The following is a 12,216-nucleotide window of genomic DNA, read 5'->3' as shown; positions in this document are numbered from 1 at the left end:
GATTGCATTTTGTCGATGCAAATAATTAAACTTGAAATGAACAATATATTGAAAGCACACCTATCTAAGCTTAGTTTTATTATATCTGTAATGTTTGTGTTTGTGACGATAGTGTGCTTTTTTTCATGTGCAGAAAAAAAGGGGCAAAACACTGAAAGTAGTTTGGAAGATGGACCGTGGGCAGCAATGCAAAAGATTGTCTCGGAAGTTAAAGTTCCCAATTTTCCGGAATCCACTTTTAATGTTTTGGATTATGGGGCTGTGGCCGATGGGGTCTTAGACAATACCTGGGCTTTTAAAAAGGCTATAGAAGATTGTTCTCAAAAAGGAGGCGGAAAAGTTGTAGTGCCTTCAGGGCGATACTTGACAGGTCCAATTCATTTGGAAGATAACGTGAACCTACATTTGGAGTCCGGTGCCGAAATTTTATTTAGTACCAATCCTAAAGATTATCCTTTGGTGCATACATCTTATGAGGGGATTGAGTTGATAAATTACTCGCCTTTAATATATGCGTATCAAAAAGAGAATATTGCCATTACCGGAGAAGGAACTTTAAACGGGCAGGCATCCAATGACAATTGGTGGCCATGGTGTAAAAAGGATGTGTATGGTTGGAAAGAAGGGATGCCATCCCAGCGCGACAGTTTGAATTTACCGAGATTGATGGAGATGGGAGAGGCAGGAGTTCCCGTAGCCGAAAGAGTTTTTGGTGAAGGGCACTATTTGCGTCCTACGTTTCTGGAACCTTTTGAGTGTTCAAATGTGCTTATTCAAGGAGTGAAGATTGTCAATGCCCCTTTTTGGGTGATCCATCCCATAAAATCGAACAATGTAACGGTGGATGGAGTAACGGTGGAAAGTCACGGGCCAAATAATGATGGTTGCGACCCGGAATATTCAAAAAATGTCATCATCAAAAATTGCGTGTTCAATACAGGGGATGATTGTATCGCAATTAAGGCGGGAAGAGATGCTGAAGGAAGACGGGTGGCAATAAAAAGTGAAAATATAGTAGTGCAGAATTGTAAAATGATTGATGGTCATGGAGGTGTAGTAATAGGTAGTGAAATGTCTGCAGGGGTGACTAATGTGTATGTGGAAAATTGTAGTATGGACAGTCCACATTTGGATCGCGCCATTCGTATTAAAACCAATTCCAGAAGAGGTGGTGTTGTAGATGGGGTGTATGTAAGAAATGTAGAAGTTGGTCAAGTCAAGGAAGCGGTGCTGAGAGTAAACTTGTTCTATGCAACCTATGGCAATCAGACAGGGGAATTCATTCCTACGGTAAAGAATATTTCCTTGGAGAATATTACTGTTAAGGATGGTGGAAAGTTTGGAATCTTGGCCAAAGGATATCCAGATTCACCAGTACAAAATATCACATTTAAGGATGTTGTTATCGAACAAGTAGATTCGGTGTATTCATTGGAAAATGTGGAAAACATGAAGTTTATCAATACCCATATCAATGGGGAACTTATCACAAACTAAGCAACAGATGTGATGAAGGTTTGTAGATGGGTGTGTAACTAAAGTATGGTAGGAGTATGTATGGGATATTTTGATCGTTTAGAGATAAAAGATTTCAATAGTCGGGTAGTGCCGATTTTCCATAACATCCAACCTGTTCATAATATTGTAATTGCATATTTGTTAGAGGTTAAATTGAAATGCAATTAGAAGTGTTTGCATATTTGAATTAGTTGGGTAGGAGCTTGATAATTTTATATCAAGCTCCTATTTTTTGAAAGCTGTAACTTGAAAATGACTTTGAGAAATTTATTAAAAATAGTAGTTGTGTTGTTTGCTATGGGGCAAACCATGGCTCAATATAGGGTGCCATTGGATACCAGTTATACTTCTCGAAGTGCCTTTTTGAAAGCTCAAAAAAAATACCCTGAAATTGAATTGGTCACATTGAAAGCTGAGTCTGAAGTGGTAATCAAAAGAGATATTGTTTATAAAAGTATTGGTGGTCGAGATCTACATTTGGATGCGTTTTTTAAACCTCAAAAGGAACTGAGGCCGGCAATTATTTTGGTTCATGGTGGCGGATGGAAATCTGGGAATAAAACCATGCAGCAGCCATTGGCCCAACAATTGGCAGAAAGGGGATGGGTTTGCTTTACAGTTGAATATCGATTGTCGCTTGAAGCGCAATTCCCAGAAGGCATCAAAGATGTCAAGTCGGCTGTAAAATATGTGCGATTTAATGCGGAATCCTTCGGGGTGGATGCTTCCAAGATTGCTGTTTTGGGGTGTTCTTCGGGGGCTCAAATGGCCTCGTTAATTGCCACTACTAATGGAAATTCAGTATTTGAGGATGTGAAATTTCTAGAAACAGTTTCTTCAAATGTTCAGGCCTTGGTTAACATCGATGGGATTTTGGCGTTTCATCACCCGAAATCGGAAGAAGGGACTTTAGCTTTGGAGTGGTTGGGTGGCACTTACAAAGAGCTTCCTGAAATCTGGAATCAAGCTTCGGCACTTTCGCATGTCAATGGAAAAACACCGCCTTCACTTTTCATAAAAAGTGACTTTGAGAGATTTCAAGCGGGAAGAGATGAGTTTGTTAAAATTTTAGAACAAAATAACATATATTATGAGATAAAACCCATGCACAATGCACCGCATACCTTTTGGCTTTTCAAGCCTTGGTTTGATGAGGTGTTGTTAAGTGTGGATCAATTTTTAAAAACCGTGTTTTCCAACAATTAAAAATAAAATATTATGACAAGAATAAGTACCATACTCCTTTTGTTGATGATTTTTGGGGTGTCCTGTAAAGATAAATCAGCTTCAAAAGAGGCAGAAGCAACTCAAGAAACCGAAGTGGTAAAAGAGGTAGTTGAAACGCCTAAAACCTATGCCGAGATTTCTATTGCAGAAGGTGGCCAGTGGATAGATGGTCCTAGAGATCATAAGGAATATAGTGGCGGAACGTCTTTTAAAAATGTAACATCTTTAAAAGTTCCTGAACAACATACAGATCATTCTTGGTTTATCCGTTATGAAGGTCCAGGTTGGGAAAGTAGTAAAGTGGGTTACAGACTGTATCTGGATTGGAGAAATGCCATTGATATTTTTGGAAAGGTAACCGATGAGATGGTCTTGTCTCAAGTTGGGCAAGATGGTTTTGACTCGTACCATGAATTGCAGTCTTGGGGAATGGACATCTTAAAGGCTGGAAAATCCATGGGAGTTGGTTCTTTGGGAAGATATGATGGCAAGGAAGTACTGCATTTTAATGCGGTGGATTCCACCTTTGCCAATGTTGAGAATATGGCAAACATGTCTGTAGTCAATGTAGATTATTTTGGATGGAAGACCATGGATGATAAAATCGATTTAAAATCACAATTGAGCATTCAGCCTGATAGTAGAATGACTAAACATACCATGACGCCTTCAAAAGCGATTTCAGGAATTTGTACCGGAATTGTAAAGTTTGATGGAATTGATTTAATACAGAAAGAAAGCGATACTTCAGATTGGGCCTACATTGCTACTTATGGAGAGCAAAGCTTAGTGCCTGATAATTTGGGGATGGCTGTATTTTATAAAAAGTCAACAGTGGAGCAAGTTGTAGAAGGACCTCATGACCATTTGGTAGTGTTCAAACCAACAACAGAAGCAGTGTCATTTTACTTCTTAGGAGCTTGGGAAAAAGAAAAAGAAGGTATTACTACGGAAGAAGGTTTCTTGACGTATTTAGATGGGCTTTTGTCAGAATTAAATAATAATACCTTGTAATGAAAAGAGGTGCCCAAATGTTTCTCTTTGGAGGGCTTTTTTTCGTTGTCCAAATGCTTTGTGCACAAGAAACATCATTCACTATTGAGGATTGCGTCAATACCTTTTCAAAAGACCAAACAGTGTCTACCAAAGTGGGGTATCAATATTGGTTTGTCGATAAGGATTTCCTAGATGGAAGGACGATTAAAATGAGTGTGGTGGCACCAGGAAAATCAACCCATGCGCCTCATAAACATGTCGAAGATGAATTTTTTTATGTTCTGGAAGGGACAGCCAGATTTCATTTAAATGGAAAGGAAGTAGTGGTAGGCGCCAATACCAGTTTGTATTGTCCGTCAAACAGCATGCACGGTATTAGTAATGCCGGCGACACCGAATTGAAATATTTGGTGATTAAAAAATATGAGAAATAACAAATGAAAAAGTATGTAAAATCAGTTCTTGTTCTCGCCGTTTTAATGGGGACAATGAGCTGTAAAGAAAATAAAAAGGAGGTTATAACTGCAGAAGAACCTCAAAAAGAAATGACAATTCCAAAGAATTTAAAATGGTCTGAGCGTATGGCCTTGTCCGAAATTGTGCGTTTTCCAGATCCTACCAAGCTCGATTTTCGGGATAAGCCAAGATGGAGCTATACCAACGGCTTGGTGTTGCAGGCCATGTCTAGGGTTTACGAGCAAAATCATGATGAACGCTTGTTTGATTACATCTACGATTATGGCAATAGAATGATTGCTGAAGATGGAACGATTGATACCTATAAGCTTAGTAACTACAACTTGGATATGATAAAGTCGGGTGATGCTGTGTATTATTTGTACAATAAAGAGCAGGAGCCTAGATTTAAAATGGCTATGGACACGCTTCATAAGCAATTGGAGGGGCAACCCACAACTTCAGAGGGAGGCTATTGGCATAAAAAGATCTATCCTTACCAAATGTGGTTGGACGGAGTTTTTATGGCAGAGCCTTTTCATGCCAAGTATACCACAACATTTATGGATGGTGCCGAGGCAGCAAAAACCTTCGACAAAATTGTATTGCAATTTGACTTGATTGAAAAATATAATAGGGATCCAAAAACAGGATTGTATTACCATGGTTGGGATGAGAGCAAAGAGCAAAAGTGGGCCGACAAGGAAACTGGTCTGTCCCAAAACTTTTGGTCCCGCGGTATGGGCTGGTACGGCATGGCTTTAGTGGATGTATTGGATTATTTGCCAGAGACCCACCCGGGAAGGGAGCGAATTATCAAGTACCTAAACCAATACGCCGAGGCTATTGTCAAATATCAAGACAAAAGCGGTACTTGGTATCAAGTATTGGACATGCCTGAAAGACAAGGAAACTATTTGGAGGCTACAGGTAGTTGCATGTTCACCTATGCCTTGGCTAAAGGAGTTAACAAAGGTTATCTGCCAAAATCTTATTTAAGCTATGCTCAAAAAGGGTTTCAAGGCGTTTTGGACACTTTTGTGACTGTTGAAGCTGATGGGATGGTAAATCTTAATAAGTGTTGTGCCGTAGCAGGTTTGGGAGGGAATCCTTACCGTGACGGTACTTTTGAATACTACATCGGAGAAAAAATTAGAGCTAATGATCCTAAGGGAACCGGACCTTTTATCATGGCTGCTTTGGAGTTGAATCAATAATCAAAAAGCTTTCCTCAAATTTATGAAACTAGCAATTAGTTTATTTTTATCCTGCTTATACTTGGGGCTTTCGGCGCAAAATTCCAGACCATTATCTCAGGTTTGGGTAGCGGACAATGGTGATGGAACCTATAAAAACCCAATCCTTCACGCCGATTATTCCGACCCTGATGTTGTAAGGGTGGGTGACGATTATTATATGACCTCTTCATCGTTTAATTGTGTGCCTGGCTTGCCCATTTTGCATTCCAAAGATTTAGTGAATTGGGAGTTGATCAATTATGCATTGCCAAAACAGCCACCTTATGAGTTGTTTGATAAGCCACAACATGGAAATGGTGTATGGGCGCCCTGCATTCGATATCATGATGGTGAATTTTACATTTATTATCCCGATCCGGATTATGGCATTTACATGGTGAAGACTAAAGATCCTAAAGCTAATTGGTCTGAACCTATTTTGGTAAAAGGCGGAAAAGGTTTGATTGATCCGACACCTCTTTGGGACGATGAAGGCAAAGTGTATTTAGCCTATGCGTTTGCAGGAAGTAGGGCAGGGATTAAAAGTTTACTGGTAATTTGCACCATGAATGCTGAAGGCACTGTCGCGAACGACGATGAGGTTATGATTATAGATGGGCATGAGGAAGAACCAACCATAGAAGGACCTAAATTCTACAAACATAATGGCTACTACTATATTTTCGCACCTGCAGGTGGAGTGGCAACTGGGTGGCAAACGGTGTTGAGATCTAAGCAAATTTACGGGCCTTATCAAAAGCGCAAGGTAATGGATCAAGGAAAAACTTCTATTAATGGGCCTCATCAAGGAGCTTGGGTGCAAACACAGGCAGGAGAAGATTGGTTCATACATTTTCAGGATAAAGGCACTTATGGTAGAATTGTCCATTTACAGCCTATGAAGTGGGTTGATGACTGGCCTGTTATTGGGGAGGATAAAGATGGTGACGGTATTGGAGTTCCTGTGGCTTCTTATAAAAAACCAAATGTAGGGACAACTTATTCCAAAGTAACACCTCCTGATTCTGATGAGTTTAATGATCCATCTTTAGGATTGCAATGGCAGTGGCATGCCAACCCAAAAGTGTATTGGGGTTTTCCAACAAGTATGGGACATTATACCATGTACTGCATGCCCAAAGGAGAAGCTCAGAATTTAATGGAAATTCCAAATTTATTACTGCAAAAGTTTCCTTCGGAAGAATTTACGGCAACCACCAAAATGACTTTCAATGCTCGTTTTGATGGTGAGCAAGTTGGGTTTTTGATCATGGGATTGGATTATAGTTATCTTAAGGTGGAACAGCAATCAGGAAAATTAATGTTATCTCAGGTAACTTGTATGAATGCCGATAAAAATGGTGTTGAAAAGGATAACGCTTCAGTACCATTAAAAAATAATACCTTCTATCTTCAAGTGAAGGTTGGAAAAAATGGTGTTTGTGAATTTTTCTATAGTGAAAATGGAAAGAAATTTAAATCGATAGGAACTTCTTTTAAATCAAGGGAAGGGAAATGGATAGGAAGCAAAATAGGCTTTTTGGCATTGCGCGATGGTGTTATCAACGATGCAGGCAGTGTGGATATTGATTGGATTAGATTTACCGAATAATGAAGAAATCAACGGCAATATTGATATCATCGTTAGTCTTTGGGTATTGTTGCTTGTTGTTTCAGGGCTGCAAGGTGAATTCGTCTACCGAACTTCCTTTTTCCGTGAAATCAGATTTGTTCGATACTTTGCAAGTGGCTGATTTGGGGTTGAAAACACCAAAAGGGATTGAAACTTTTACGGTATTTAAACCGTCCGATAGTACCGACCATTTTAGTAACGGCGCTGTTATGACAGCTTTTAATGGCTACTTGTATTGTCAATGGCAAAGCTCCAAGCAAGATGAAGATTCAGAAGATACATGGGTGGCTTACAGTAGAAGTAAGGATGGTCGTTCTTGGTCTAAGCCAATGGTGTTAGCGGAGACACAATCCAGTGGTTATAGCACCTCTGGGGGATGGTGGAGAAATGGGGATACTTTGGTAGCCTATTTCAATGTTTGGCCCTCGAAACTAGTGCCCGAAGGAGGTTTTGCCTATTATAAAACGAGCGTGGATGGGGTGCATTGGTCTGATAAAAAGCCAGTATTAATGAAAGATGGTTCTCCTATGCAAGGGGTATTCGAGCAAGACCCACGTAGTTTGGAGAATGGACGGATTGTTAATGCGGCTCATTTTCAACCTGGATTACATGTTGCTCCCATTTTTACGGATGATCCTTCGGGTGTAATAGGTTGGACGAGAGCTGATTTTTCAAATAGTTCCTCCAAAAATGATGTGTCTCGTGAAATCGAACCAAGTTGTTTTAGTCAAAACGATCAGACGTTGGTGATGGTTTTTAGAGATCAGTTCAGTTCGTTTTTTTCTATGGCATCTGTAAGTCATGACCTTGGTGAAACATGGACGAGTCCAATGTTAACCCAAATGCCAGATTCGCGCTCCAAACAAAGTGCCGGTAATTTGCCAGATGGTACAGCGTATTTGGTTAATAATCCTGTCCATTCAAAAATAAGGATGCCCCTAGCAATTACTTTGAGTAAAGATGGAAAGTTTTTTGATAGGTCATTTATGCTTAGAAAAGGAGAGGAAGGTATTCAACCCCTGCGTTTCCAAGGAAAATACAAACGATTGGGGTACCATTATCCCAAATCGATGGTTCATGATGGGTATCTGTATGTTTCCTATACCACCAATAAAGAAGATGTAGAATTTACTAGGATTCCATTAGAGAGTTTGAAAGATTAATAGTTTTGAATTGCAATGAAATTAACCAAGATATATTATACTTTATTTTTAGCCATAAGTTTGATGGCGAACTTAGGCGTATTAGCTCAAGTGCATGACCAATCCTGGAGGGAAATAATTTATCAGGAAGAAGGTGGATGGTTTGCTTCGGAAGAGGCTACGGGAATAGCCGAAAATGTTCTGTTATACCAAAGAGATATTGGCGGCTGGCCTAAAAATATCCAAATGCATTTGCCTTTGAATTCAAAAGAAAAAAAGGAGTTGCAGGAGTTGAAAACTCAGGGCGAAGGCTGTACGACAGATAATGGTGCTACGGTTCAGGAAATGCGTTTTCTTTCTAAAATGTATCGTCAAGTTCCCGATGAAAGATATAAAGAAGCTTTTCTAAAAGGCGTGGATTATTTGTTGGCAGCGCAATATGATATCGGAGGCTGGCCTCAGTTTTATCCGCTTAAAAAGGGGTATTATTCACATATCACCTATAATGACGATTCCATGGCCAATATCATGAAGCTGCTTTTGGAATTAAAAAATAAGTCAGGGTATTATTCCATAGAACCAGATGAAACAACTTTAGTTAAGGTTAATATTGCTTTTGAAAAGGGCATTGACTGTATATTAAAAACACAATATGTTCAAAATGGGGTTTTAACAGGATGGTGTGCCCAACATGATGAGAAAACTTTTTCGCCTGCTAAAGCAAGGGCCTATGAATTGCCATCTTTAAGTGGGAAGGAATCGGCTAATATTGTGTTGCTGTTAATGGCTTTAGAACAGCCTTCCCCTGAAGTTGTGCAGGCTGTTGATGCGGCTGTGGTTTGGTTTAAAAGGGTGAAGGTTGAAGGTTTGCGAGAAGAACGGTTTTATGATGATTCCGGGGAATTAACTGAAAAAATAATGGTGCAGGTCGCAACTGCTGAAGCTATTTGGGCACGTTTTATGGAATTGGATGATAACAGGCCTTTCTTCTGCGATCGTGATGGGATTAAAAAGTACACCATGGCTGAAATTGGTGCTGAGCGAAGAAATGGTTATGCGTGGTACACCAATGAACCTAAAGAGGTGTTGAAACGTTACCCAAAATGGAAAGAGAAGTACGGGAAAGAAGCGCAAATCATTCATAAAAAACCAATGAACGAACGTTATATGGTGGTGGCTAAAGATGGTTCTGGAGAATATGCCAGTATTCAAGAGGCTATTAATAATACAAAGTCCTTTCCTTATGAACGCATAACCATTTTTGTGAAAAATGGGGTGTATTATGAAAAGGTAAAGGTGCATGAGTGGAATACTAACCTGTCATTGGTTGGGGAAAGTAAGGAACACACAATTATCACCTACGATGATTATTTTGATAAAATTAATCTTGGAAGAAATTCTACCTTTTTCACTCCTACCATGTTGGTGGAAGCTAACGATTTTGAGGCTCGGAATTTGACCATTCAAAATACCTCGGGTGATGTTGGACAGGCTGTTGCTTTATCGGTGTTTTCAGATCGTGTTATGATACATAACTGTAATATTTTAGGGAATCAAGATACTTTGTATGCATCAGGGATTGGAAAGCAATATTATAAGGACTGTTATATTGATGGTACTACTGACTTTATTTTTGGAGGGGCTACGGCACTGTTCGAGGATTGTATAATTCATAGTAAAAAGGATTCCTATATCACGGCAGCATCAACACCCCAAGGCGCAAGTTTTGGATATGTGTTTTTAAACTGTAAGTTGACTGCAGAAAAAGGTGTGACAGAAGTGTATTTGGGAAGGCCGTGGCGTATTTATGCGCAAACCGTGTTTTTGAATTGCGAAATGGAAGGGCATATTCTTCCGGAAGGTTGGCATAATTGGTCGAAGCCAGAAGCAGAAAAAAATGCCTTTTATGCCGAATACAATTGTAAGGGAGAAGGAATTCATCCAGAAAAAAGAGTGATGTGGTCACATCAGTTAAACAATAAAGAAGCAAAGAAATATACGAAAAAGAACATCTTAGGTGAACATCCAAAAAGTAATGAACCAGAGTGGTATGAACTATTTTAAAATATTGTTGCTGCTAATAGTGTTGGCAGGCTGTCAAAAACAAAGTGAACAGGTTGAAGAACCTCAAGCAGCTATTACAATTTATGCTGTTGGTGATTCTACAATGGCGAATAAGAAGGATCCTGAAGAAAATCCAGAGCATGGTTGGGTGCAAGTGTTGCCGCCATTTTTCAACGATAAGGTGACTGTGGAAAATCATGCGGTAAACGGACGCAGTACCAGAAGTTTTATTGCTGAAGGGCGTTGGGATTCGGTGGTTGCCAAATTAAAACCCAAAGATGTGGTTATTATTCAGTTTGGACACAACGATCAAAAGGAAAACGATCCAAAAAGATATACTAATCCGCGTACGGCATATCGTCATAACTTAATCAGAATGGTTCAGGAAACGCAGGATAAAGGAGCGATGCCAATTTTGTGTTCTTCAATTGTAAGGAGGAACTTTAATGAACATGGTACTTTGGTAGATACACATGGTATGTATCCTTTGGAGGTCAGGTTGGTTGCTCAAGAACTCGATGTTTCTTTTGTAGATATGCAGTATTTAACAGAACGGATGGAAGAGGCTTATGGTGTAGAAGAATCAAAAAAACTACATCTTCATTTTGAGTCAGGAGAACATCCTTTCTATCCTGAGGGAAAAGAAGATAATACACATTTATCGGCCCTGGGTGCTAATGAAGTGGCGAAAAGATTTGTTCAAGAATTGAAAGATTCAGAGAGTTTTTTGGTGGATTATTTGAAATAGAAGTCTAATTTTGAAAATAAAGTTTTAAGAAGATGGATTTGTTTAAATGGCTAGTTTTTGGAGCAATGTTATTGGCTGTGCAATTTAAAATGGTTTCGCAAGAGGAAATCGACTTGTATCCAAATGGTGTTCCTAATGCTATTGAGGATAAGGGGTATCAAGAAGAAGCTGAGGTTAATGAAGGCAAGGCGATTAGAGTATATAAAGTGTCAAAGCCTACGTTGGCGGTGTTTAAACCTGAAAAAAGTAATGGTACAGCGGTGATTATTTGCCCGGGTGGGGGCTATGGTTATTTGGCGATCGATAAGGAAGGTGTCCAACCTGCTAAATGGCTGAATGAGCTTGGAATCATGGCATTTGTTTTAAAATATAGACTTCCGTATGATGGTATCATGACAGATAAATCCTTTGGACCGTTACAGGATGTACAACAGGCAATTCGATATGTTAGAACCCATGCTGATGAGTTTCATCTTGATGCAACCAAAATAGGCATTATGGGATTTTCTGCTGGAGGTCATCTGGCGGCAACGGCTTCTACGCTTTATGATGAGGTTGTATATGAAGAAGGGTCGGTGTCATTAAGACCTGATTTTTCAATATTGGTTTATCCGGTAATTTCAATGGAGGATGTTGTTACGCATCAAGGATCTAAAACCAATTTGCTTGATGAAAATCCGGGGAAAGAAGAGGTTGAAAAATTCTCTTCGGAAGAACAAATTGATGCTGAAACACCACCTGCCTTTTTAGTGCATGCTACCGATGACGGAGCGGTGCCTGTGGAAAATAGTTTAAGATATTATAAAGGGCTTGTGGAAAATGGCGTGTCTTCGGAATTGCATGTCTATAATCAAGGTGGTCATGGATTTGGTTTAAAGGGGAGAGGTAGCAGTACAGCTTGGACCAAAACATTGGAAAATTGGCTGAAGGATTTAGACTTATGTGACTAATGTTTTTTTTGTGAAAAGCGCAATAAATCGCACTTTTTTTTGCTAATAAACTTGTCATTTTACGGTTAAAGGATATAAGTGAGAAAATTTGCACGAAAATTTTATGACGTATCTTTATTTTTTTAATTGAATTATTTAGAATTAAGTAGGGAGTTTAGATTTGTGTAAAACGGTTTTCAATAAGGAAACTCTAGATGATTTAAGGAATTATTGAGGTTAATCTAACATAGGATTAACCTGTTTG

Annotated in this window: 10 protein-coding genes; all 10 read left to right on the top strand. The window is 39.3% G+C overall.

The window, feature by feature from the left end:
• Positions 1-36: 36 nt before the first annotated feature.
• The 10 genes from ZA05_RS04845 (at position 37) to ZA05_RS04800 (ending at position 11,972) form a co-directional block, all read left to right on the top strand.
• On the top strand, positions 37-1,497 hold the full coding sequence (locus tag ZA05_RS04845) for a glycoside hydrolase family 28 protein (RefSeq protein WP_053990730.1): 1,461 nt from the start codon (positions 37-39) through the stop codon (positions 1,495-1,497).
• 279 nt (positions 1,498-1,776) lie between these two features.
• Positions 1,777-2,724 (top strand): alpha/beta hydrolase, encoded by a 948-nt coding sequence (locus tag ZA05_RS04840; RefSeq protein ID WP_053990729.1) that lies wholly within the window; start codon positions 1,777-1,779, stop codon positions 2,722-2,724.
• A 12-nt stretch (positions 2,725-2,736) separates the two neighbouring features.
• On the top strand, positions 2,737-3,759 hold the full coding sequence (locus ZA05_RS04835; RefSeq protein WP_053990550.1) for a DUF4861 family protein: 1,023 nt from the start codon (positions 2,737-2,739) through the stop codon (positions 3,757-3,759).
• Positions 3,759-4,175, top strand: coding sequence for a cupin domain-containing protein (locus ZA05_RS04830; protein ID WP_053990549.1), 417 nt, complete (start codon positions 3,759-3,761; stop codon positions 4,173-4,175). Before ZA05_RS04835 ends, ZA05_RS04830 begins: the two co-directional genes overlap by 1 nt.
• A 3-nt stretch (positions 4,176-4,178) precedes the next feature.
• Positions 4,179-5,414, top strand: a complete 1,236-nt coding sequence (locus ZA05_RS04825) for a glycoside hydrolase family 105 protein (RefSeq protein WP_053990548.1) — start codon at positions 4,179-4,181, stop codon at positions 5,412-5,414.
• 22 nt (positions 5,415-5,436) lie between these two features.
• Positions 5,437-7,047, top strand: coding sequence for a glycoside hydrolase 43 family protein (locus tag ZA05_RS04820; RefSeq protein ID WP_053990547.1), 1,611 nt, complete (start codon positions 5,437-5,439; stop codon positions 7,045-7,047).
• Complete coding sequence (locus ZA05_RS04815) at positions 7,047-8,231, top strand: sialidase family protein (RefSeq protein ID WP_082333676.1); 1,185 nt, start codon at positions 7,047-7,049, stop codon at positions 8,229-8,231. The genes ZA05_RS04820 and ZA05_RS04815 overlap by 1 nt, the downstream gene beginning before the upstream one ends.
• Positions 8,232-8,294: 63 nt before the next feature.
• Positions 8,295-10,274 (top strand): pectate lyase, encoded by a 1,980-nt coding sequence (pelA, locus tag ZA05_RS04810; RefSeq protein WP_157514521.1) that lies wholly within the window; start codon positions 8,295-8,297, stop codon positions 10,272-10,274.
• Entirely contained in the window at positions 10,261-11,022 is a 762-nt protein-coding gene (locus ZA05_RS04805) for a rhamnogalacturonan acetylesterase (RefSeq protein ID WP_053990544.1), read from the top strand. Before pelA ends, ZA05_RS04805 begins: the two co-directional genes overlap by 14 nt.
• 32 nt (positions 11,023-11,054) lie before the next feature.
• On the top strand, positions 11,055-11,972 hold the full coding sequence (locus ZA05_RS04800) for an alpha/beta hydrolase (protein ID WP_053990543.1): 918 nt from the start codon (positions 11,055-11,057) through the stop codon (positions 11,970-11,972).
• Positions 11,973-12,216 lie beyond the last annotated feature (244 nt).

The organism is Mangrovimonas sp. TPBH4 (assembly GCF_001280505.1).
In the GTDB taxonomy this organism is placed as follows: domain Bacteria; phylum Bacteroidota; class Bacteroidia; order Flavobacteriales; family Flavobacteriaceae; genus Mangrovimonas_A.
This window is presented reverse-complemented; position numbering and strand designations above follow the sequence as displayed.

What these genes read in the sequence shown, in the direction of transcription:
- ZA05_RS04845 (WP_053990730.1), top strand. Translation starts at nt 37, where the DNA reads ATGAACAATATATTGAAAGCACACCTATCTAAGCTTAGTTTTATTATA.
- ZA05_RS04835 (WP_053990550.1), top strand. Translation starts at nt 2,737, where the DNA reads ATGACAAGAATAAGTACCATACTCCTTTTGTTGATGATTTTTGGGGTG.
- ZA05_RS04830 (WP_053990549.1), top strand. Translation starts at nt 3,759, where the DNA reads ATGAAAAGAGGTGCCCAAATGTTTCTCTTTGGAGGGCTTTTTTTCGTT.
- ZA05_RS04825 (WP_053990548.1), top strand. Translation starts at nt 4,179, where the DNA reads ATGAAAAAGTATGTAAAATCAGTTCTTGTTCTCGCCGTTTTAATGGGG.
- ZA05_RS04820 (WP_053990547.1), top strand. Translation starts at nt 5,437, where the DNA reads ATGAAACTAGCAATTAGTTTATTTTTATCCTGCTTATACTTGGGGCTT.
- ZA05_RS04815 (WP_082333676.1), top strand. Translation starts at nt 7,047, where the DNA reads ATGAAGAAATCAACGGCAATATTGATATCATCGTTAGTCTTTGGGTAT.
- pelA (WP_157514521.1), top strand. Translation starts at nt 8,295, where the DNA reads ATGGCGAACTTAGGCGTATTAGCTCAAGTGCATGACCAATCCTGGAGG.
- ZA05_RS04805 (WP_053990544.1), top strand. Translation starts at nt 10,261, where the DNA reads ATGAACTATTTTAAAATATTGTTGCTGCTAATAGTGTTGGCAGGCTGT.
- ZA05_RS04800 (WP_053990543.1), top strand. Translation starts at nt 11,055, where the DNA reads ATGGATTTGTTTAAATGGCTAGTTTTTGGAGCAATGTTATTGGCTGTG.